This is a genomic window from Acinetobacter sp. YH01020 (assembly GCF_013420275.1).
GTDB lineage: Bacteria > Pseudomonadota > Gammaproteobacteria > Pseudomonadales > Moraxellaceae > Acinetobacter > Acinetobacter amyesii.
Map to the genome: position 1 here is coordinate 45,141 of NZ_VOYN01000010.1, position 22,977 is coordinate 68,117.

The following is a 22,977-nucleotide window of genomic DNA, read 5'->3' on the forward strand; positions in this document are numbered from 1 at the left end:
TTTTTTATTTTTTACTGCACATTTCAAGTTAAGAATTAAACCGTGAATATGCTATAGATCCCGTAGATGGCAACTACCACTAAAATCAGCCCACACAGTGCCAACAATTTTTTATACCAGCGTGATTTCGACAATCGATGAAAAGACAAATACACCAAAGACAAGGTTGCGAAATCTAAAACGATCCAACTCAGGGTCAACACAATTAAACTCAGATTAAGATGAAGAGTAATTCCTACAAACTGCGGAAAAAATGATGCGAAAAAAATAATATCCTTAGGATTTGAAATTCCCACGATCAATCCTTTCTTAAAGCCCCCTTGTGCTGCTTTTAACTGCAGAGATTGTGCAGTGGGCTGTATAGTTACTTCTTTTAAAATATCAAATCCAATATAAGCAATATATAAACAACCCAGTATTTTGATGCCATCGAGCCAATACGCATTCACATTTAAAATGCCTTTTAAAATACACACTGACAGCACAATCAAAATCAGTGAAGCAAAATTCGTCCCGACAATGGTTTGAAATGCCTTTTTATAGCCGCCTTGTAAACCTGCACTTGCGACCAACAGCATCACAGGTCCAGGTGTTGCAATCATCACAATGACTGCCACACAATATAAAAAGTACTCCGAATAATTCACGCTGAGATTCCTTCACTTATTTTTTACATCACGATAAATTTCATACATAAAAAAAGAGGACTTAGTCCTCTTCATCCATGTTTTGCAATAAATGTAAGCGAATGGCATCCGCTCTTAAAAATGCCAAATCATAGCTGGCTGTGGCGAGTGCCAAAACGCGACGCTCAAATTCATCCCACAACGGTCGTACCTGTTTGTAATGTATCCCGAGTCCACTGTCATCTGTGAAATGACGGTTTTTTTCGCAGAGCTTGAGTGCGTGATACAGTTTTCGGCCTTTGCTTGCATCTGGACGTAAGCGAACTCGCTTAGACAAAACAAAGCCTTCGACATGGACGATATCTGCTTGCGGCAACATCGGTATTAAAATTTGATCTAACTGCGCATCTAAACGACACCAAATGGCAGTGTGTTGCTCTGCTGTATAGGTATTCCATTTTATGACTTCATGGTTAAAGCGGCGGCAACCACGACAGACTGAATCACCAAATACCGTAGAACAACGCCCTGCACATGGGGTTAACGAGGCAATTCGACGATCAGTACTCAAAACCGGCTCCATTCAATCAATATTTATGGGATAAAAACAACTCGGCATGACTATACACGCTAAAACTACTGAAATGAAGCTATGATCAAATGTGTGGTTAAAAGCCATCGCTTTACTCGCTTATTCATCCAAATCACGGTAGAATGTGCGCCTTAATTTTTATCCTGTTTATTCACTTGGAGTACTCCATGAACGCTACTGTAGAACAGCTTGCACCTGTAGAACAGCAAGCGACCTCTGGTTGGGTTGTTGCCGCACTTTATCAATTCAAAGAAGTTCAAGATCCTGCCGATCTTCAACAACGTCTTTTAGACTTGGTAAAAACCATCAACCTTTGCGGTACTCTAATTGTGGCAGGTGAAGGTATTAACGGTACTGTTGCCGGTGACCGTAAATCTGTAGATATCATCCATCAATTCCTTCTCAATGAAGGCTTTAATGCGATGGAATACAAAGAATCGCATAGTACGGATAAACCATTCCGTAAAATGAAGATCAAACTGAAAAAAGAAATCGTGACGTTAGGTGTGGAAGTGAAACCACGTGATTTAGTGGGCCACTATCTTGATCCTAAAGAATGGAACGAACTGATTGCTCGTGATGATGTGATCTTGATTGATACCCGTAATGACTACGAGTTTAAAGCAGGTACTTTCAAAGGTGCGATTGACCCACAAACTGAAACCTTCCGTGAATTTCCAGATTACGTGAAGAACCAACTTGAACAGCACAAAGACAAGAAAATTGCTATGTTCTGTACAGGTGGTATTCGTTGTGAAAAATCAACCTCACTTTTACTTCAAGAAGGCTTTAATGAGGTTTATCACCTTAAAGGCGGTATCTTAAAATATTTAGAAGAAACCCCTGTTGAAGAAAGCATGTGGGAAGGTGAATGTTTCGTATTTGACGGTCGTACTGCTGTCACTCACGGTATGGAAGAAGGCGAAAATATCAAATGTCACGCATGCGGTTGGCCACTGGCTCCTGCTGAAGTTGAACTTCCAAGCTACGAACACGGCGTATCATGCAAATACTGTATCGACAAAACTACTGAACAGCAAAAAGCAGGCTTCCGTATGCGTCAATCACAAATTGTGGCAGCAAAACGTAAGCGTCTCTAAGGAAAATTTGTTGTAACGATATATAAATAAAAGCCCTATTTTTAGGGCTTTTTTTACGCATTCTCAACAGTGACTTAATTTTTTTGACAAAATAACTATATCTGGTTATTTACGAGAATCAGTTCGCGCATTTATGCTTATTCTGATCAATTGATCCGAGAAAATCATTATAGATAATTGAAAAGGAAAGCATTATGCCAAAATTAATCAACTCTCCAATTGCAACCTCAAGGCGCCTTGCTTTACCCGCTCCCCGTGTAAAAGAAAGTGTAGGAGAATTAAAACACCTCCTTAACCAACAGTCGCATATTTTGATAGTCAGTGTTGCTACATGCATTGGTGCAATTTTTGCCTTATTTATTGCTTATACATTGCACTTACAACCCACTATGCTCAACATTCTTGGACTTTGTGTGATTCCATTTGCTTTATCTCTGAGCTTACGCCAAGTCTATATTCACACACTGTTAAATATGGAACATGATGATTAATTTATGCACCTTGCAACGCTACTTATTGCAACTTTGTCCTACGCTGTTCAGTACATAAAACGATTTTTAAAGCTGCTAAAGCTCCGAAATCTAAATAAAATCCAAACTGAACAGCGTACACTCAATACTATAAAAACTATGATCCAAGCCTTTCAATTATTCAACCTTATATCATTCAGCATTGCTTAATGCCATCACGTATTCATACTTTTCCTTCTAATTCAGCCTACGTACTACTTAATACAAGATGAACTCAATATTTGTTGTTTTACTTAGGTGGTTTCAGGAATATTTAAAACGGAACTTTACCCACTGCGCTTTTCAACATAGGATAAATACACCTTTTCTCTGCCTTAGCTACCATGACTTTAACTGAATGGATCATTTCAATCATGGAACAATTGGGTTATCTCGGTATTGCCCTACTCATGTTTCTTGACAATGTCTTCCCCCCAATCCCCTCTGAAATCATTATGCCCTCGGCTGGCTATTCTGCCTCCCAAGGTCAACTACTGCTCATTGGTGTCATTATTTCAGGTTGTGTCGGTTCTTTACTGGCGGCTGCATTGCTGTATTGGATTGGCTATAAATTTAAGCATGAATCTATCTTTCACTTCGTCGATCGCTATGGAAAGTATTTATTTATCAAATCGGCAGATGTAAAAAAATCTCTAGCATGGTTTGAGCAATACGGTCACCGCATAGTATTTTTTGGCCGGATGATTCCGGCTGTGCGTTCTCTTATTAGTATTCCTGCTGGAATGAGCCGCATGCCATTTTGGAAGTTCATGTTTTATAGTGGCTTAGGTACGATTATTTGGACCACCTTTTTAGCCTGTGTGGGCTTTTATTTAGGTGAAAATCAGCAGTTAATGCAGCAAATATTTAGTAAAGTTGGCCATGTGATTATTCTGATCACAGTCATCATTATTGCTTGGATTTTGTATCGCCGACATCAACGTCGATCTCGTTAATTTTTTGTTTTTGGGGCTTAAATGAAACACTATCTCCTACACTTTGCTGCTGTTTATAGCATCACCTTGGTGCTTTTGATTACCGTATTAATTTTTGGATTAAATCTTGGTGGTATTACATTAATTCCTACATTGGTGGCATGTGCATTAATCAGCGTTGGGCATTTTGTAAAGAAAGAACAACGTGTGCCTAGCAACCATGAAAAGATCCAACTGGTTTGGGGCTCCAGTGCCGTTGCAATCATCATTGGTAGCTTTTTTGTGCTGTTCTTGGTGCTGATGAATCCCAATGCCGAAAGCATTATGAAGTCTGTAGATCATGCAGGCATTGGGCTAACTGCTGTAATTATGCTCTGCATGGTCGCCATTCATGGCACGATATTTCATATTGCCTATGGTTGGTATGCAGACTATTGCGCTAAAAAATTATAAATTTTTTCAATGTATTGCGTTAAAATTTAAATCATCACCACTTCAATGAAAGTTAAAATTCAGTGAAGACACTTCAGGTAAGTTATACTCGCACTTTATATAATGAAAACATGAACATTAAATAATGAAAAAATACATCATCACATTTAGCATTGCTTATGCACTCGCCATGGTTGCTGTCGCAGCCATCGAATCTTTCTTTGATTTACCTGGTGGTTCATCTATTACCTGTCTCATCGTGGGCGGTCTTGTGCAGCATCTAGCTTTGTTAAAGACCATCAGCGAGTGCCAAATAAGTTAGAAAAGCGAACTTTGATTTGGAGCTGTATTTTAGCTTCCGTACTGATTAGTGTCGTCGCGACTGTCATTTGTCTCTTGATCTTCCCTGAAACCCAAGCCTTTATTCAAATGGCGCTAACGCAATTACCCGCTTGGGTCTGGCTGCTTGCTATCAGCTTTACCTTATTCATCCATTATCTCATGTTGGCTTTATCTTTTGGATGGATGGCAAAGAGCTTCTTAAAAGCCAAACGTAGTTAAGCCTTTAGACTAACTTTGAATTGAAAAGGTATAGCGCTAAAAAAAGCACCCCAAGGTGCTTTTTTTAAATTTCGTCGAAATTAATTTGGTGTGTGATACATCAAATATAATTCGTTCAAATTGGTTGGGATTTCTTCTGCAAGTTCATCCATCAACTGACCATTACGACGGAAAGATTCCATTTGTGGATCTTCTTCATCAATGCCGCTGAACACCATGATTGGCAAAGTTAAATCTACCAATTGTTCTTCAAACTCGTCGGTGAACCATGCATCTTCGTTTAGGAACATGGCATCCACGAAGCCAACACTCCAGTCACCAAGACTTGATTCAACATCGGCCTCTTCAATTTCAAATGGAAATTCAATACCATCTTCATTGGCAAGATTCTGACGAATCGATTCGAGCCATGCTTTTACTTGTGCAATAATTTCAGCAGGTACTTTTTTCTGATTGTTATCAAAAAGTTCGTCTAGCCATTTATCAAAAGCTGGGCCTACTGCAATTGCACATAAAAAACCATGAGTCGCTGCAAAATCTAGACCATGCTCGTTGTCATCGCCGTCTAGATAGTCACTCAAAAGGTCTAAATCTAAAGCACTCATTTCAAATCCAGAGTTAGAAACTTAATGCGTAAGCATAGCATTTTCAAGCGCTATGCTAAATCGCTATTTAGTCTTCTTCGTCATCAAAATCATCGTCATCGTCGATGTCGTAATCAAAATCTTTAAGCTCACGTTCAAGACGGCGCTGAGCCAGAAGGTCATCAATAAGTCGGCGCTTTTCTAACGATTCTTTCGCGCTAGTTTTTGCACTGGCCTCATCGAAATTCACATCATCATCACCGTAGTTATCATCTAGTTCAAAATCTGTAGAAGACACCAAAACTACCTCATAATGAAAAAAATTGAAGGGGTCTAGCCGCTATTTATATGGGATATAAAATATTGTCAAGTTTTATTTGTTTTTTTAACAACTAAACTTTAAAAATAGGTCTTTTTTTCTTACCAAAACCTGTGGCATGATATAATCCACCCTGCGTCCTTCTTTTTTATGACAGTCAGAGATGACTCGTAAAATAATCGATGCATGGGATGAACTTGAAAACAACAATTTCAGCCCCACCTAAATTACTGAATTTAAATTTTTAATATCTCATTGGACAGCTTGATGCTGTACCGTCCTAATGGGATAAGCCAGCTATTAACAAGATTTAATGAGACGATCGTGCTAAAATGCACGGTTTTTTACTGCCACAGATTCAACGAAGAGTAAGCAAAGATGAGCGATATGACTTCCCCTACTTCTCAAGTAGCGGCTCTGATTAGCCGAGGCAAAGAGCAAGGTTACCTAACTTTCGCCGAGGTTAACGATCATCTCCCGGACTCAATCACTGAAAGTGAACAGATTGAAGACATCATTCAGATGTTGAATGACGTGGGTATTCCGGTACATGATCGTGCACCAGAAACTGACGATACAATGTTTGAAGGTGGCAGCGAAGCGACTGACGAAGTTGCTGAAGAAGAAGCCGCTGCTGTACTTGCATCTGTTGAAAATGAACCCGGTCGTACCACTGACCCTGTGCGTATGTATATGCGCGAAATGGGTACAGTTGAGCTTTTGACACGTGAAGGCGAAATTAGCATTGCAAAACGCATCGAAGAAGGTATTCGTGACGTTTTACATTCTATTGCTTATTGGCCAAATGCAGTCGAAGTTGTTTTACAAGAATATAAAGATTATGAAGCGGGTGAACGCCGTCTAGCGGATATTCTTTCTGGTTATTTAGATCCAGAATCTGACGAAGCCATCCCTGAAGTGATCGACGAAGATGATTCTGAGATCGATGAAGATGAAGCGTCAACCAGCAAGCCAACTAAAGATGTCAAACTTGATGATGACGATGAAGAAGAAGAGTCTGAAGGTGATGATGATTCTGAAGGCGAATCTGGTCCAGATCCTGAAATTGCTAAAGCACGTTTCACTGAGCTTGAACAAGCATGGTTAGTCACTAAAGCTGCAATTGAAAAACATGGGCGTAACAGTAAAGAAGCTGCTGCTGCACTTGAAGCACTTGCAACTGTGTTCATGATGTTCAAATTCACACCACGTTTATTCGACATCATCTCTGATTTGATTCGTAATACCCATGACCAAATCCGTACTTCTGAACGTGAAGTTATGCGCTATGCAGTACGTCGTGGTCGTATGGACCGTACTCAATTCCGTACGTCTTTCCCAGGTCAAGAATCTAACTTTGCTTGGTTAGATGAACAAATTGCTAAAGCACCTGCAGAAATGAAAGGCTATCTTGAAAAAGTCCGCCCTGACGTTCTGGCATTCCAACAAAAAATCGCTGACATCGAGAAAGAACTTGGTTTAGATGTTAAAGGCATCAAAGACATTTCTAAACGTATGTCGATTGGTGAAGCGAAAGCTCGCCGTGCGAAAAAGGAAATGGTTGAAGCTAACTTACGTTTGGTAATTTCGATTGCGAAAAAATACACCAACCGTGGTTTGCAATTCCTCGACTTGATCCAAGAAGGTAACATTGGCTTGATGAAAGCGGTGGATAAATTCGAATATCGTCGTGGTTATAAGTTCTCGACTTATGCAACATGGTGGATTCGTCAGGCGATTACGCGTTCGATTGCCGACCAAGCACGTACCATTCGTATTCCAGTACACATGATCGAAACCATTAACAAGATCAACCGTGTATCTCGTCAACTTCTTCAAGAAATGGGTCGTGAACCTACACCAGAAGAATTAGGTGAACGTCTAGAAATGGACGAAGTGAAAGTTCGTAAAGTGCTTAAAATCGCGAAAGAACCAATTTCAATGGAAACACCAATTGGTGATGATGAAGATTCGCATCTTGGTGACTTCATTGAAGACGGTAATATCACCTCTCCTATTGACGCTGCAACGTCAGAAGGCTTAAAAGAAGCAACACGTGAAGTTCTTGAAAACTTGACTGAACGTGAAGCGAAAGTCTTGAAAATGCGATTCGGTATCGATATGCCAACCGACCATACCTTGGAAGAAGTGGGTAAACAGTTTGACGTAACACGTGAACGTATTCGTCAGATTGAAGCAAAAGCTTTACGTAAATTACGTCATCCTTCTCGTTCTGAACACTTACGTTCTTTCCTTGAGAATGACTAATCTATCTATAGGATAATGCAGGCTTGAATATGGGGGGTTCTCCCCCATAATATGAGCATGTAGCAAAACAATACAAAATACCTGCTCATTGCAGGTATTTTTTCTAATGAGGTGTCCCATGACTGATATGACTAATCGCGCTCCTTCACGTGAATTGCAAGAGCATCTTTGGGTGTTCCCGATGGATTATCCAATTAAACTGATTGGTCTTGCAGGCGCGGAACTCCGTCAGGCAGTAAATGATATTTTCGTTAAACATTTTCCTGAATTTGACGGCAGTGAAATGACTGTAACGCCTTCACGTACAGGTAAATACCATTCAGTAACAGCAAATCTTCGTTTTGAAGAGCTTGAACAAGTTCACGCAGTTTATGCAGACCTTGCAGCTTGTCCATTAATTAAGACAGCACTGTAAGTACTGAAAAACACGCTTTCGAGCGTGTTTTTTTATGTGAAAATAGAGCATTAAATTACAACTCAAACCGTTCAACGCCCCCATTATTCTGCCAATTCATTATAATAAAACTCTATGTTTGACCATAAAGGACGCAACGCGCGTGACTGAAACTGTTCAAAAACCCGAATTAATCATTCGTCAATATAACCACCTTACCCCTTATGCAGACCGCTTTTTAGAGATGAAAACTCTAACTGAACAGCGAGATGAAAACTCACCTGATGAGCTGTGGATATTGCAACATCCCGATGTATTAACTCAGGGGCAAGCTGGCAAGCCTGAACATATTTTGGTGCAAAGTAACATCCCTGTGGTACAAACAGACCGTGGTGGACAAGTCACTTGGCATGGACCGGGTCAGTTGGTGGCTTATTTCATGTTTGACTTAAATCGCTTAGGTTGGAACGTGCGTACGCTGGTTTCCTATGCAGAAAACTTGATGATCGAACTGCTGAAAAAGTACGGCATCGACGCTTATGCCAAGCCTGATGCACCCGGTGTTTATGTTGCAGAACGCAAAATTGGTTCTCTCGGTTTTAAAATTCGTAAAGGCCGCAGTTATCACGGTTTGGCACTGAATATCGATTGTGATCTATTTGGTTTTCATACCATTAATCCATGTGGCTATGCTGGATTAGAAATGGTGCGTATACAAGATTTGGTGCAAGATTACCCTAAATTTGAAAACTTATGCGTCGATATCATTGATACTTTGAAAAACAGTGGTTACTTTAAAGACGTAACAGTCAAACAACTATAAAAGACTTTGCTTTCTCAAATAAAATAATTTAGAGTAAAAGCTCTAAATTAATAATTATAGATAAGGGATGTACACGTGATTGCAACTAAATCCGTTAAACCCGCGCTCCAACAGGCCTATGTCAAACTCATGATGGATGTGATTGGCAGAGGTCTGGTCATGGCGAGCCAGGTCGATGAAGAAATTAAACAAGAAGTTGCTAAATTTCCAGTTAATTTTATTTTATCTATGAATGTTTTTCCTAATGGTGCTGCATTTGTCGCGCAAGTTACGGAAGACCATCAACTCAAACTCCTCACACCCGGCACTCAAAAGCCTGACTTAACCATTACGTTTAAGCATTTGAATCATGCCTTTTTGGTCTTCTCATTTCAAGAAAGTACCGCACAAGCCTTTGCCAATGACCGCATGATCGCCGATGGTGATTTGTCTTATGCCATCCGACTGGTGCGTTGTCTCAACAAAATGGAAGCGTTAATTTTACCTAAATTGGTGGCTGAATTGGCTGTCAAAGAATATCCAACACATTTAAGCCTAAAAGAAAAACTGAGCGGTGCTGCAAATATTTATTTAAAAGTAGCCCAGTCTTATTTAAAACGGAGCGCATAACACATGGCTAAACCATATTACGAATTTTTCTGTCCTGTAAAAGTGATTGCTGGCCATGCTGCTTTAGAACACATCCCATTTGAACTGTCTACTTTGGGTGCTAAACGCCCCATGATCATTACTGACAAAGGTGTTCGCAGTAATCAATTACTTGCACCGATTGAAGCGGCATTTGAAAGTACCGAGACGGTGATTGGCTATATTTTTGATGATGTTCCGCCAGACTCAAGTTTAGAAACCGTACGTAAAGCAGCTCAACTTTACCGCGACAACCAATGTGATGCCATTATTGCCGTCGGTGGCGGTTCAGTGATTGATACCTCTAAAGCAACCAACATCTTGGTATCTGAAGGTGGTGATGACTTACTGAAATACTCAGGTGCGCACAACTTACCAAAACCTTTAAAACCATTTTTTGTGATTCCAACAACCTCAGGGACAGGTTCAGAAGTGACTATGGTCGCTGTGGTTTCTGACCCTGAAAAGAATGTAAAAATGGCCTTTGCATCGAATTATTTGATGCCACATGCGGCAATTCTTGACCCACGTATGACGCAAACTTTGCCACCTCATCTTACAGCAATGACAGCGATGGATGCGATGACGCATGCCATTGAAGCCTATACGTGCATGGCGGCGAACCCGATTTCAGATGCCTATGCAACTGCCGCAATCAAGAAAATTAGCAATAGCTTATTTGGTGTATTAGATAATACCAGCGATGCACATGGGCGCTTAGAACTTGCACAAGCTTCTACAATGGCAGGAATTGCATTTTCGAATTCGATGGTTGGATTAGTCCACTCATTGGGTCATGCTTTAGGTGCTGTTGCTCACCTGCCCCATGGATTATGCATGAATTTATTCTTGCCGTATGTGTTGGAATACAACAAAGAAGTGAATGGCGATAAGATTGCTGAATTGCTATTACCACTGGCTGGTCCTGATATTTATGCACAAACACCGGCCAACCTCCGCGCTGAAAAAGCCATTTCAACGCTTTTAGCCATGCGTGACCGCTTGTTTAGTTTGACCAAATTACCACGTACTTTGAGTGAAACAGGTAAAGTGACTGAAGCTCAATTAGATGAAGTGGCAGAGAAAGCACTGAATGATGGATCTATTATTTATAATCCTAAAGAAGCCAGCTTAGAAGACCTTAAAACTATTCTAAAAAAAGCTTGGTAATTGCTGAAAAATAAGCGAATATAGCGAAAAATTAAGCCTGATGTTTTTTTAAACATCGGGCTTTTCACTTGCAGAACGCAATATCAGTTATTTTTTAATCAAACTGGCATAATTTCTGCTAAAAATAATTTCAAAGTTACTGACAAAATGTACCAATTTGGAGTAGATTGGCGCACTTTTGTTTTAAAACGTAGGGGGGATCGTTCGTCTCAAACGATCCTTAGAATATGACTGATCCTTGATCAACGATAAGAGGATAACGCCGTTGACAAATATCTCTGGGACTCAATCGGCAGCTAAACTGCAAAAAACGCTTGGACTCTGGCACATTATTATTATTGGTTTGGCTTACATTCAGCCGATGACCTTGTTCGATACCTTCGGTCTAGTTTCTGAAGAAAGTCATAGACACGTGCCGACATCTTACATTATTGCCCTGATTGCAATTTTGTTTACCTCTATCAGTTATGGACATATGATCCGTCGCTATCCATCATCGGGTTCGGCGTATACCTATGCTCAAAAATCCATTCACCCGAACGTAGGTTTCATGGTCGGTTGGTCGTCATGGCTAGATTACCTGCTGTCTCCAATGGTGAATATTATTCTTGCAGTGATTTACCTTGAAGCACTATTTCCAACAGTAAACCACTGGGTATGGGTCATTGTACTGACAGCATTCATGACTGGAATTAACTTACGCGGCGCGCGTTTTGTTGCTAACTTCAACAGCCTGATTGTACTTGTGCAGTTATTAGTAATTGGTATTTTCACGTGGATGGTCTACAGCAAGCTTCAAATGGGCTTCAATGCTGATGGCCCGATTTCTGCGGCAGAACGCTACCAATTATGGAGCCTTGAGCCATTTTGGAATGAGCTGACGTCTGTGGGTGCGCTGATTACAGGTGCAACATTACTGTGCTTCTCGTTCACTGGTTTTGACTCATTAAGTTCATTGGCAGAAGAAACCAAAGATACTGAGAAAACACTGCCGAAAGCGATTTTCTTAACTGCTTTAATCGCAGGGATTATCTTCATTATTAGTACCTACTTCATGCAGCTGTTCTTCCCTGCTGAGCCAGGTAACTATTTCAAGAATATTGCTGAAACACAGCCAGAGATACTCTTGCTCGTCGGCGGCTCACTGTTCCAATCCTATGTGTTAACTTTTGCGATTGTGACAGTAATGGCATCAGGTATTTCTGCACACGCTGGCGTATCACGTCTGATGTATGTAATGGGTCGTGATGGCGTCATTAACAAAAAGATTTTTGGTCATATTAGTCCGAAAAACTTCACACCATCGTACAACATCATGATCGTAGGTGCGGTTGCATTAACTGCGGGCTTTATGAATCTTGATATTGTCATTTCGATGATTAGTTTTGGTGCATTGACAGCCTTTACTTTCGTGAACTTATCTGTGATTTCACGTTATGCGCTACGTGATGGCCGCACAAAAACAGCCAAAGATATTTTTAGCTTTGTCGTTATTCCAATGCTTGGCTTTATCAGTATCTTTGCAATGTGGTTGGAAATTGAAGAAACTGCATTGAAATACGGTTTATGGTGGGCAATGTTTGGTATTTTATACCTTGGTTATAAAACCAAAGGTTTTAAACACCCTGCCCCGCAACATAACGAATTTGATGATAAATTCTAATCAAGTTTATCTCTAAACAAAAAAGGCGCTTAAAGCGCCTTTTTTTATGTTGTATTTTATTGATTCAGATGCAGCGGTTCAGCAGGCTGCATATACTTCCCTGCATGATTTGCACCTGATCATTTCAATGTCAGGCTTATCGGCAGCAGCAGCGGTTCACACTGTTCTGCTGGCTGTCCCGGCACACTCATTTTCAGCTTGCTGTGCACACTCCAATTGCCTTGCATAGCTGTATCCAGACTGTAATTCAGCCTAAAACTGCGTATTTCATCCGAAGCCAGCAGCTCTGTTTTCATTGCGCTGCATTCGCGCGCCGGAAAATACTGCACATCCGCAGCGGCATTCTGCAGCATTAGCGGCACATCGCAATGCGCATATTCAATTTCCACAGCGGACGCATTGGCGTTTTCCAAAGTCAGCTGCACTGTGACCGGCACAATGCCGTCTTTATCAAAGTTCACAGGGATCACTGAATTTTGAAACACCGCGGTATCGGATGCGGTATTGATGAACTGCAATTCACGAATCACTAAATTGCAGGAATCTACCGCTGATGCTCCCAATGACAGATTCAGCTTATAATCTGAATCCGCTACTTTATCTGTTTTATCCTCACCGGCATTTCCCATGCCCGGCACGGTCGGCTTGCCGTTGCCTGTCCCTTCTAAGCTGACGCCTCCTGCGCCAAATAAATCCCCGCATCCTGACATTGCTGCGAAAAGCATGCAAATACTGAACAGCTTGAGCGGCTTACTCACGGTCATGCTGATAAACTCCAAATCTGAAGGCTTGTGTCGCATCAGGCTTTCCTTCATCTATAGCGCATCTTTCCGATGCTATTTTTAATAAGCGCAATGAATATTCTTGCCATAATTTCAGGCTTTCATTATGTAAAATTTTAATTGATTCTTCAGTTAATTCATCTGCGCAAATTGCCTGTTCCAGATAAGTATCACCTGTATTTTGAAACAAATTATGTAAGCCTGAAGCCAAATGCGCGCTCAAATTAGCTGTCAAAATTTTCCGGGCTTCCTGCAATGAGGGGTCAGGAATAAACTGGCCTTTTTGCAGCGATACATTCTCTGCTTGCTCAGTGACGACCCCTAAACGGATCAGTTCATTCAAGACAGAACGCGGGTGGCGTTCTGTAGATACCCGTTTCACCAGATGTTCAAAGCTGTTTTCGGTTTCGCTGTAAAAAGGCAAAGTCTCTTTCCAGCCTTCAGCCAGCCATAGGCCAACAACTCTGGACGGCACGCTGATCGGTTCTGAGACCGGCGCTTCAGTCAGCGCCTTACCCGCCTGTACAGTCTGCTTATAAGCGGTGACATCTTTACGGTGCAGGCCAGACAGCAAACTGATCGCTGAAATTGTCGGTTTTTGCTCAATGCGCGCCAGTTCCAGCTCTGCCTGTTCATAAAATATCGGCTTCAATGCAGCAGTAAACTCCGTATAGCCCACACCTGAACGAATGAGCCATTCACTTAAATATCCCATTAAAAGCAGCACTTGCTGTAAATTGAATTGGGCATCGTCCAGCGGCAGTTTAGTCATGCAATTAGCCAACAAATAAAGAAATACTCTGTAGGTGAAATTTTCGCATTATTTAATCTACTTCACAATTTTCATCTGATGAGATCTTGAGGATATTCAGTAAAAAAATGATTATTTACATTAAAATGCGTAAATGAAACACTGATCGATATATCTAAACTTTCAACACTATGCCACCAGCCAATTGGGATAAATAAGGTTTCTCCAGGTTGCAAAATGCACTCAAATGGCGTCACTTTTTCTAACAATGGATAGTCTGCTAGATCAGCCTTTGCGACGTCTGAAACCTGACTGAATACCCAATGATCGTTATACATATACGGCATTTGCCATGCAGGAATCAAAGTCACTTTTTTACGTCCATAGATTTGTGCCAACATATTATTGGTTAAGTCATAATGCAGTGGTGTAAATGTGCCTGCAGGGCCAAACCATAAAAAATGTCGATCTTTGATCTCGTTTTGACAATAACCTTTGGCGAAGTCACCTAGATCTTCACTAATCTTTTGCATAAATTGCTTATTTTGAGCGGCGTTATTCGCAGTTAAATAAATGTCATTGCTGTGCTTAGTGGCTTTAATTTGTGCGACAAAATCTTGCATCAGAATAATACGTTTCAATTGTACCGATTTTTTTTCAAAATCTTGATGCTGCTCACGATGCATCTGGACTTCAACCAACTCATTTTCAAAATGCTGTGCAAAATAATCAGGACTCCATTTATGCAGTGCAGGCCAATGTTGTATCCCACTTTTTAAAATGACTGGTCGCATCTGGCTATAATACCGCTCTATAAATGTTTCAAAATCAGGTGTTTCTATGCAATCGATTGTGGATGGACTGTGGTCGTTCAATTGATTCAATTGACCCATCACCTGTAATAGCCAACGCTGTTTATTCTGCTGTTGCTGTACTTGCTTCAGTTTTTTAAAAATTACGTTATTGTTTACACGCTTTAGAAACTGAATGATCAAATGATTTGAAATATTTTTTTGCTTAATTTTTTCTAAAATTTCATCTGTTTCTAAGCCCTCAAGACTGTATTCCAAAAGTTCATTTTGCAGCTGTTCTGAAAGTTGGTCTGCATCAGAAAATAAGTATTGATCCGCCCTTGGGCTTAATCCATGTGATTGTAAAATTAGACTTATTTTCTGTACATCGCAACCATTTTCAATATTTTCATTCAACCAATTTTGCCATTCCGTCGGTAAGGACTGATACCAATTTTTACTTTGCTTTAGATGTTCACTCTGGCTTTCTAAATTCATCTTCACCACTCCACCCTCTTTACAAGTGAAGTATAAATGATCTATTTTTAAAATGCTAAATTTTCGCATTTTATAATTATTTAAACACCGCGAATGTTATGAATCCGTCAAATATCACGCGGAATGACATAACAAAGTAAAGGAGAAAGTTCATGAAAATTCGTCATTTAGTCATCGTTAGCAGTCTGTCTTTAGCTTCAATACCGGTATATGCAGGTTTTGCCGATACCATGCGTGATTTAAGAAATACGCTGAATCAATTTAATGAAACATCCAAAGAAGTATCGAATACCGCAAAAGAATGGACAGGTAGTCGGGCCACGACTAACTCAAGTTATGCTGCAAATGGTTTCAGTATGGGACAGCAACTTAGACCTAAAATTAATAATCTACCGCTTTATCAAACTGCCGATAAATCGAGCCAAGTTATTAATAAACTGTCAAAAAATGCAGATATTATTTTTGCGGGAAACATGACTAAAACAGGTTTGATAGAAGTCACTACAGAACATGGCAATGGCTGGATTGAATCACACCTTGTTCAATAAATCTTGATTTTAAATGTTTATACAACCGCATCAGCCGTACATAACAACTTTACTCTATTGAGCACTAGTCATGAATAATAATCACAAAATCAGCATTATCGCTGCTGTATTTACGACATTGGTGGGCTGTGGTGGATCAAGCTCCAATGATGATGGCGCGACACCTACACCTACACCTACACCTACACCTACACCAACACCAACACCAACACCAACACCAACACCAACACCAACACCAACACCAACACCAACACCAACACCAACACCAACACCAACACCAACACCAACACCAACACCAACACCAACAACTGTAGCGGATAAATTCACAGGAGAATGGATTCAAGGGAATTCTGCCCTCGGTAACAATAATTGCGATTTACCACAAATTTCAATTCATAAAACCAGTGAAAACTCAGTCAGTGCAGTGAACGAAGAACTAAAATATGCGGTACACAATAGTTCAAGTAAAACTTGCAGCGGTGAATTTGTTTCCAAACGCTATCAATTACTTCATGACATGGTTATAAGTGAAATACAGCCGGCTGCAACACTAAATAACTTTGAATATCATTCGATTAAGTTTCAACCAGTCAGAGGTGGCGCGACGAGCAACCGCGTTTTAACTTTTTTAAATAATCATTCTTTCTGTGTAATTAACGCGACGATTTCAAATCCAAGCTATATCATCATGCAACGAGGTCTAATTACCGACCCACTCAAGGACAGCCGCTGCTATACAAAAAATTCCAATGAATTCTTCACCAATTTAAAACCGAAAACCAAAATCACAACTGCAGATTTTAAGTCTGAGAATTTTATTAATACCACCGACACAGTAAACTTCTTGGCTCAGCTCAATACAATGGGACAAAGCGGTTATAAGTTAATTGGCTATGATACTAAAACTCTGGACAATGGTAATGTTAATAGCTACATGAAACTTGCCAATGAAAATACGCGTTTCAATCATATTGTTGCAGACCGTGCAGCACCCTCTACCGCTGACATATATTTTACATGGCGTAATCAGTTAAATGAAAAAGGCAAATCAGGCTATCAATACTTGCATAGCGTCAGACCAACCAATGCCCTGAATTTCAAAGATTATTTCATTAAAAAAGAAAACGATACCGCGACATACACCTATGACAGCGGCTATGTTTCCCCACTCGTTGACCCAGTGCAACTGGAAACCATGCTCAATACACTGGGTGCCCAAGGCTGCCGTATTATTCAGTTCAAAAGCTATTTCACAGGTTTACGACCTGAAATTCTGAACGGCAAACAAAATAGTCCTAAAGTTGCAACCTGTATGAATAGCAGCACACACCATGGCACCTACAGCTATCGCTATAAAACTTACCCAACCGGCAGCAATAGTCTAGAGCGCAGCTTAAAATTACAGGCATTGATTGATGAGCAAGCTAAAGACGGTTACCGCTTAGTCAGCCGTGCTTTAGATATGAGTTCAACCACCAAAAACGGCATGCTGTTTATGAAAGACAGTGAAAACACTAATGTCGGTGAGTTTAAAGTCTTTAGCGAAACTGTCTTTGCAACGTCGACGTTTAACGATGTCTTGCTGAAACGTCTTCAGCAGCAAGGTCAACTCGGTTGGTTATACACTAGTAGTCAACTGCTGTTTGCAAACAATCCAAAACATCTGCAAACAGAACTGAGTGACTTTAATTTAATTGATTAATTCACTAGGTTTCTCGAGCTTTTAAAAGTACTTAAGCTTTTCCATGTCCTTTATTTTTTACATCAAGGACATGGATCATTCACATAAATCAAAGCAGTGATAAAAATCACTTATTTTAAGCGGCAATTAAAACCCATCTTGGTATCAACGATATTATTTTCATAACCTAAGCTTTGAATAAATTGGTTGCGGTCTGATATTTGTTTTTGATCCGCTTGACTCAATCTTGCTTTATTTTTTTGTGCCAACCCATAGGTTTCATTCACTAAACCCTGATAGATCCCGCAAACTTCCTGACGCTTGGACTTTTTCAATTGACGACCACCATACCATGAACGTTCAAAATCGTCGGCTTTTAGTGTTTTTCCCCATTCCTCAATACGCTGATTTTGTCTTTGCTGCATTTCCAGCATGCCCTGCTTGATTTCAGCCTTAGTAAAAGGCTTGATTACCTCAACCTTCGGTACAACTGGAACATTTTCTGTAGTAGCAGTGACGGTCACTGGTGTCTGTTCTGTTGTGTTCGATACGGTTGGATTAGCCCAACTCATTGATGAAATGAATCCGGTCGCAATCACGACACCAAAAGCTTTTAAATTTATAGATTTCAAGTTTTAAGTACCCGTTTTATTTCTTCACAGTGTTCTTATACACATTTTTATATTGATGCTGAAGTTTTTAAGCCCTTATTTTACAAAACTTCATTGCTGTAAACGGTTCACTGTGTTCACTCCCAATAAAAAACCGCTCGATAGAGCGGCTTTTTGAACAGATCACACTTAGACCAATTCTTTAAAGTCTTGCTGACGCCAAGCTTCATATAAAATCACAGCAGTAGCATTAGACAAGTTTAAACTGCGTGAATTTGGTGCCATCGGCAGGCGAATCCAATGTTCTTTCGGGAACATCATACGGACATCTTCTGGCAAACCACGTGTTTCTGGCCCCATCAACAATGCTACAGGGCGATTTAGATTAGAGGTATGCGGTGTTTCAAATCCTTTGGTGGTTAATGGATAAATGGCATCCATCTCAATACCTTGCGCTTTTAAGCCCGCAAGGCATTCTTCAAAGTTTTCCCACACTTTCATGTGCGCCCATTCATGATAATCCAAACCGGCGCGGCGAAGTTTTTTATCATCCAGCTCAAAGCCTAATGGCTTGACCAAATGCAACTGCGCTCCAGTATTGGCACATAAACGAATGATATTCCCTGTATTTGCAGGAATTTCTGGCTCGTATAAAACAACATGGATCACAGTTTTTTTCTCTACTCTTTAGTTAAATAATGGCTTAAAACTCAGGCTATAGTTACAAAGCTAAAGCATAAGTTTAGATGATACTACAAGCGCTTGTTTATCCTCTTTGCTTAGCTTTCGCATTGCAATTGGATAATACCAGAACTTATTTATCCTCTTTGCTTAGTTTGCGCATTGCAATTGGACAATACCAGAACTTGCTTATCCTCTTTGCTCGGGCATAGCCTTCGCCTTGCATTTGGACAATTGAGCAGCTTGCTTATCCTCTTTGCTTAGTTTGCGCATTGCAATTGGACAATACCAGAACTTGCTTATCCTCTTTGCTCAGGCATAGCCTTCGCCTTGCGCTCGGGCAACGCGTTGCGTTGCTTACCCTCGCTCATGCCATTGAAGCTGTTCACGCAGACTCACCACATCACCAATAATCGTCAATGTAGGCGCCTGAATTTGGTATTCACTGACTTTAGATGCAATATCTGCCAATGTCCCGACCACGACTTTTTGTTCAGGTGTCGTCCCTTTAGAAACCAATGCGACAGGCATGTCTGAACGCTGCCCATGCGCGATGAGTTTCTCACAAATTTTTTCTAGACCGACCAAGCCCATATACAGCACAAGCGTTTGATTTTGATAAACCAACTCATTCCAAGGCAGCTCAGGCGAACCTTCTTTCAGATGGCCTGTCAGGAAGCGTACACTTTGCGCATAATCACGATGCGTTAAAGGAATCCCTGCATAAGCCGAACAACCAGATGCAGCAGTAATCCCTGGAACGACTTGGAAGGCAACGCCTGCCGCAAAAAGTTCCTGAATTTCTTCACCGCCGCGGCCAAAGATGAATGGATCTCCGCCTTTTAAACGGCAGACACGTTTGCCTTCACTTGCATATTTCACCAGTAAGGCATTGATGCCTTCTTGCGGAACAGCATGATTAGATCGTGCTTTACCTACGTAAATTTTTTCAGCGTCACGGCGGCAGAGGTCCATAATCGGCTGAGAAACCAAACGATCGTAAATCACCACATCTGCTTGCTGCATTAAGCGTAAAGCTTTCAGAGTCAATAGCTCTGGATCACCCGGCCCCGCCCCAACCAAATACACCTCACCTTTCGGCTGTTTCCATTCCAATAAGGCCTGTTCAATCAAACGATTGGCTTCAGTCAAATTGTCATTAAATACCTGCTCTTTGAGCGGGCTTGCATACAAGTCTTCCCAAAAAATACGGCGTTCATCTGGATTGACGATTTTGGCTTTAACGGCTGCGCGCCATTGGCCTGAGAACTCAGCCAGTTTGCCCATGCCATGCGGAATCGAGCTTTCTAACTGGGTGCGTATTTGGCGTGAGAGTACTGGCGATGTGCCATTAGATGCAACGGAGATGACCAGTGGAGAACGGTCAATGATCGCAGGAACCATAAAACGGCAATGCGGCGGATCATCGACACTATTAACCAAGACATTTTCAGCTTCGCAGGCTTCAAATACCGCCTGATTGACAGCTTTGTCATTGGTTGCTGCAATCACTAAACGAAACTGACGCAGCGCAATGGCATTTTCTTGATAAACCGATTCGTGATAAATCGAGTTGAGATATTGACCTTGGGTTTTATTAACCAAGCTCAATAAATCATCTTCAATTTCAGGTGAGCAAACTGTCAGCTGAGCGCCCGCTTTTGCAAGCAGCACAGCCTTTCGATATGCAATTCGACCACCGCCAACAATCAGACAAGGTTGCTGCTGCAACTTCAAAGAGATTGGAAAGATATCCACACACGACCTCAATAGTTTAAATCTGATTGTCTTAAGCAATTTTTGTGCACAAATGTATGCACTTTATCGACTATTAATCGATAAATTCAGCACCACCCATATATGGACGAAGTACTGCTGGAATTTCAATTGAACCGTCTGCACGTTGATAGTTTTCCATCACGGCAAGTAATGTACGGCCAACGGCCAAACCTGAGCCATTCAGCGTGTGTACAAACTCAGTTTTCTTTTGGTCAGCACGGTAACGCGCTTTCATACGGCGTGCTTGGAAGTCACCCATGCATGAGCAAGATGAAATTTCACGGTAGGTATTTTGACTTGGTACCCAAACTTCTAAATCATAAGTTTTGATTGCACCAAAGCCCATGTCTCCGCCACACAGAACGACTTTACGGTATGGTAAGCCTAATGCTTGAAGAATACCTTCGGCATGACCCGTTAATTCTTCCAAAGCATCCATCGAAGTTTCAGGTTTTACAATCTGAACCATTTCTACTTTGTCAAATTGGTGTTGACGGATCAAACCACGTGTATCACGACCATACGAACCCGCTTCACTACGGAAACATGGTGTATGCGCTGCATATTTTAATGGCAAACGTTCTGGGTCAATGATTTCGTCACGCACGAAGTTGGTTACAGGCACTTCTGCAGTAGGAATCAGGTAGTATTCTTTTTCGCCTTGAAGTTTAAATAAATCTTCTTCAAATTTAGGCAATTGGCCTGTACCACGTAAAGAGTCTGCATTAACCAAATAAGGTACATAAGCTTCGGTATAGCCATTTTCCAAGGTATGTGTATTTAACATAAATTGGGTAATTGCACGTTGTAAACGCGCCAATGGGCCTTTGAGTACGCTAAAACGAGTACCTGTCAATTTAGTTGCGGTTTCAAATTCTAAACCGCCCATCATTTCACCAAGATCAGTATGGTCTTTGACTTCAAAATCAAACTGACGTGGTGTACCCCATTTTAGAACTTCAACATTGTCATTTTCGTCTTTACCTTCTGGCACAGACTCATGAGGTAAATTTGGAATCGATAAAGATTTGGCTTCGAGTTCAGCCTGAAGGTCAGAAAGTGCGAGTTCTGCCGCTTTAATTTCATCACCAATGGCAGACATACGTGCCATGATTTCAGATGCATCACCGCCAGCTTTTTTAATTTGACCAACTTGTTTTGCACCAGCATTACGTTCAGCTTGTAACGACTCAGTTTTAGACTGAATTTCCTTACGGCGAGCTTCAAGGTCTGCCCACTCTGCTACGTTGAGTTGAACACCACGTTTTGCTAAGGCTAAGTTTACAGCCTCAATATTATTTCTGAGTAATTTCGGGTCGATCATAGCCAATCTTAAGTAAAGAAAAAAACTGGCTATAGTGTAAGCTCTTAACACTCAAAAATACAGTGACCGAGCTTACAGCTGCCCCTTATTAGACCAATAATCTTGCTGCAAATTGTCTTATTTGGTTTCGTAATTTGGCAAACTTGGTAAATATTCAGGTTTAAATAGCCCTTTAGCCATAAAATATGGAAGTTTTAGCTCAGGCATGCCCTCTGCGTAGCTCGCCAATTCATACAGCGGATAAGCAAATACGATCCCGTTCGCGCCATAATAAAAATTATCGCTTAACTGTAGTTTTGAACGTTCAATATCGTGACTATCTAACCACATATAGTTGGCATCAAATAATGCGCTAATCACTTTCGCATCTGCACCTTTGACTAAGACATCTTGTAAAGCCAAACGTTTTTTGGCTTTTAAATCAAAATTGACATATTCGACATGAGACATGCCGTGAGCAGCATGCGCTGCATAGGTATAGCTTTCGATCGCAAAAGTTGCAATATGCCCCCACTGACTAATGTATCGAACAGAAGTGGTACTTTGACTTAAGCCTGCATCCGTCTTGTCCGATAAATCAATTTTTTGATTCGGCTCAGTTGAAAATGCAATCGGATCTGCCTTTTTAATTCGGTCAGTAAAATATTGATTAATCCAATCAACATTGGTTTCAACCGTTTGAATCGTATATTGGGTACAACCTTCCGCATCGCAAGCTTGTGCTTTCGGCAATTGCATCGCAACAGATTTCGATTGAATAAGTGGAATCGCATCAGCGACGACCGCTGGCTTCTGTTCCGTCGTTGCACCTTCAACAGGTTCATTTCGAGGATGACAGGCCGTTAATGACCCAATTAAAACCACAGCTGAAACAGCCCAAGCTATATTATTCATATGATTTTTTTTCATCCCAAAATTCCCTATAGCA

At 40.8% G+C, this 22,977-nt stretch carries 26 protein-coding genes; 14 read left to right on the forward strand and 12 right to left on the reverse strand.

Annotation, left to right across the window (positions count from 1 at the left end; all coding sequences use genetic code 11):
- Positions 1-35 precede the first annotated feature (35 nt).
- Positions 36-647: a LysE family translocator gene (locus FTT85_RS06065; protein WP_180183109.1), complete on the reverse strand. Its 612-nt coding sequence runs from the start codon at positions 645-647 to the stop codon at positions 36-38.
- Positions 648-708: 61 nt separating this feature from the next.
- Positions 709-1,197: a DUF1289 domain-containing protein gene (locus FTT85_RS06070; RefSeq protein WP_078191447.1), complete on the reverse strand. Its 489-nt coding sequence runs from the start codon at positions 1,195-1,197 to the stop codon at positions 709-711.
- A gap of 188 nt (positions 1,198-1,385) precedes the next feature.
- Here FTT85_RS06070 and FTT85_RS06075 point away from each other — a divergent pair, with 188 nt between their 5' ends.
- From FTT85_RS06075 to FTT85_RS06100, 6 genes are all read left to right on the forward strand, one after another.
- Positions 1,386-2,318: a rhodanese-related sulfurtransferase gene (locus FTT85_RS06075; RefSeq protein WP_180183110.1), complete on the forward strand. Its 933-nt coding sequence runs from the start codon at positions 1,386-1,388 to the stop codon at positions 2,316-2,318.
- Between the two features lie 194 nt (positions 2,319-2,512).
- Positions 2,513-2,809, forward strand: a complete 297-nt coding sequence (locus FTT85_RS06080; RefSeq protein ID WP_180023226.1) for a hypothetical protein — start codon at positions 2,513-2,515, stop codon at positions 2,807-2,809.
- 362 nt (positions 2,810-3,171) lie between these two features.
- Complete coding sequence (locus FTT85_RS06085; protein ID WP_180183111.1) at positions 3,172-3,783, forward strand: DedA family protein; 612 nt, start codon at positions 3,172-3,174, stop codon at positions 3,781-3,783.
- Positions 3,784-3,804: 21 nt separating this feature from the next.
- The gene (locus tag FTT85_RS06090) at positions 3,805-4,215 is read left to right on the forward strand and encodes an ABZJ_00895 family protein (RefSeq protein WP_180183112.1); all 411 of its coding nucleotides are present in this window, start codon (positions 3,805-3,807) and stop codon (positions 4,213-4,215) included.
- 124 nt (positions 4,216-4,339) lie between these two features.
- Positions 4,340-4,516 carry a hypothetical protein gene (locus tag FTT85_RS06095; protein WP_180183113.1) on the forward strand — a complete coding sequence of 59 codons (177 nt, stop codon included), beginning with the start codon at positions 4,340-4,342 and terminating at the stop codon, positions 4,514-4,516.
- On the forward strand, positions 4,501-4,755 hold the full coding sequence (locus tag FTT85_RS06100; RefSeq protein WP_180183114.1) for an ABZJ_00895 family protein: 255 nt from the start codon (positions 4,501-4,503) through the stop codon (positions 4,753-4,755). Before FTT85_RS06095 ends, FTT85_RS06100 begins: the two co-directional genes overlap by 16 nt.
- A gap of 80 nt (positions 4,756-4,835) precedes the next feature.
- Here FTT85_RS06100 and FTT85_RS06105 read toward each other — a convergent pair whose 3' ends face one another.
- Together FTT85_RS06105 and FTT85_RS06110 are read right to left on the reverse strand one after the other, a co-directional pair.
- Positions 4,836-5,360: a YecA family protein gene (locus FTT85_RS06105; protein ID WP_078191372.1), complete on the reverse strand. Its 525-nt coding sequence runs from the start codon at positions 5,358-5,360 to the stop codon at positions 4,836-4,838.
- 67 nt (positions 5,361-5,427) lie between these two features.
- A complete protein-coding gene (locus FTT85_RS06110) occupies positions 5,428-5,637 on the reverse strand; it encodes a PA3496 family putative envelope integrity protein (protein ID WP_078191373.1) in 210 nt (69 codons plus the stop codon).
- A 399-nt stretch (positions 5,638-6,036) separates the two neighbouring features.
- Between FTT85_RS06110 and rpoD the strand changes: the two genes are divergently transcribed.
- The 6 genes from rpoD (at position 6,037) to FTT85_RS06140 (ending at position 12,603) form a co-directional block, all read left to right on the forward strand.
- Complete coding sequence (gene rpoD, locus FTT85_RS06115; protein ID WP_180156182.1) at positions 6,037-7,926, forward strand: RNA polymerase sigma factor RpoD; 1,890 nt, start codon at positions 6,037-6,039, stop codon at positions 7,924-7,926.
- 127 nt (positions 7,927-8,053) lie between these two features.
- Entirely contained in the window at positions 8,054-8,341 is a 288-nt protein-coding gene (locus FTT85_RS06120) for a YbeD family protein (RefSeq protein ID WP_078192402.1), read from the forward strand.
- A 142-nt stretch (positions 8,342-8,483) separates the two neighbouring features.
- Entirely contained in the window at positions 8,484-9,143 is a 660-nt protein-coding gene (lipB, locus tag FTT85_RS06125; RefSeq protein WP_180183115.1) for a lipoyl(octanoyl) transferase LipB, read from the forward strand.
- Between the two features lie 75 nt (positions 9,144-9,218).
- On the forward strand, positions 9,219-9,752 hold the full coding sequence (locus FTT85_RS06130; protein ID WP_180011534.1) for a hypothetical protein: 534 nt from the start codon (positions 9,219-9,221) through the stop codon (positions 9,750-9,752).
- A 3-nt stretch (positions 9,753-9,755) separates the two neighbouring features.
- Positions 9,756-10,940, forward strand: a complete 1,185-nt coding sequence (locus FTT85_RS06135) for an iron-containing alcohol dehydrogenase (RefSeq protein ID WP_111885299.1) — start codon at positions 9,756-9,758, stop codon at positions 10,938-10,940.
- 265 nt (positions 10,941-11,205) lie between these two features.
- Positions 11,206-12,603 (forward strand): APC family permease, encoded by a 1,398-nt coding sequence (locus FTT85_RS06140; RefSeq protein ID WP_111885298.1) that lies wholly within the window; start codon positions 11,206-11,208, stop codon positions 12,601-12,603.
- A gap of 119 nt (positions 12,604-12,722) precedes the next feature.
- On the opposite strand, the gene FTT85_RS06145 is transcribed toward FTT85_RS06140, so the two are convergent.
- The 3 genes from FTT85_RS06145 to FTT85_RS06155 form a co-directional block, all read right to left on the reverse strand.
- The gene (locus tag FTT85_RS06145; protein WP_180183116.1) at positions 12,723-13,367 is read right to left on the reverse strand and encodes a hypothetical protein; all 645 of its coding nucleotides are present in this window, start codon (positions 13,365-13,367) and stop codon (positions 12,723-12,725) included.
- The gene (locus FTT85_RS06150) at positions 13,354-14,157 is read right to left on the reverse strand and encodes a DUF6502 family protein (RefSeq protein WP_180034460.1); all 804 of its coding nucleotides are present in this window, start codon (positions 14,155-14,157) and stop codon (positions 13,354-13,356) included. Before FTT85_RS06150 ends, FTT85_RS06145 begins: the two co-directional genes overlap by 14 nt.
- Positions 14,158-14,228: 71 nt before the next feature.
- Positions 14,229-15,425 carry a cupin-like domain-containing protein gene (locus FTT85_RS06155; protein ID WP_180183117.1) on the reverse strand — a complete coding sequence of 399 codons (1,197 nt, stop codon included), beginning with the start codon at positions 15,423-15,425 and terminating at the stop codon, positions 14,229-14,231.
- Between the two features lie 152 nt (positions 15,426-15,577).
- On the opposite strand from FTT85_RS06155, the gene FTT85_RS06160 reads away from it, so the two are divergent.
- Together FTT85_RS06160 and FTT85_RS06165 are read left to right on the forward strand one after the other, a co-directional pair.
- Positions 15,578-15,973, forward strand: coding sequence for a hypothetical protein (locus FTT85_RS06160; RefSeq protein ID WP_078191381.1), 396 nt, complete (start codon positions 15,578-15,580; stop codon positions 15,971-15,973).
- Between the two features lie 70 nt (positions 15,974-16,043).
- Entirely contained in the window at positions 16,044-17,675 is a 1,632-nt protein-coding gene (locus tag FTT85_RS06165; RefSeq protein WP_180183118.1) for a PT dipeptide repeat lipoprotein, read from the forward strand.
- A gap of 110 nt (positions 17,676-17,785) precedes the next feature.
- Here FTT85_RS06165 and FTT85_RS06170 read toward each other — a convergent pair whose 3' ends face one another.
- The 5 genes from FTT85_RS06170 to FTT85_RS06190 form a co-directional block, all read right to left on the reverse strand.
- On the reverse strand, positions 17,786-18,286 hold the full coding sequence (locus FTT85_RS06170; protein ID WP_218947560.1) for a hypothetical protein: 501 nt from the start codon (positions 18,284-18,286) through the stop codon (positions 17,786-17,788).
- 168 nt (positions 18,287-18,454) lie between these two features.
- Positions 18,455-18,934 (reverse strand): tRNA (cytidine(34)-2'-O)-methyltransferase, encoded by a 480-nt coding sequence (locus FTT85_RS06175; RefSeq protein WP_111885295.1) that lies wholly within the window; start codon positions 18,932-18,934, stop codon positions 18,455-18,457.
- Positions 18,935-19,303: 369 nt separating this feature from the next.
- A complete protein-coding gene (gene cysG / locus FTT85_RS06180) occupies positions 19,304-20,704 on the reverse strand; it encodes a siroheme synthase CysG (protein ID WP_180183119.1) in 1,401 nt (466 codons plus the stop codon).
- Between the two features lie 73 nt (positions 20,705-20,777).
- Positions 20,778-22,049 carry a serine--tRNA ligase gene (gene serS, locus FTT85_RS06185; protein ID WP_180066755.1) on the reverse strand — a complete coding sequence of 424 codons (1,272 nt, stop codon included), beginning with the start codon at positions 22,047-22,049 and terminating at the stop codon, positions 20,778-20,780.
- Between the two features lie 117 nt (positions 22,050-22,166).
- Complete coding sequence (locus tag FTT85_RS06190; protein WP_180039534.1) at positions 22,167-22,958, reverse strand: RsiV family protein; 792 nt, start codon at positions 22,956-22,958, stop codon at positions 22,167-22,169.
- Positions 22,959-22,977 lie beyond the last annotated feature (19 nt).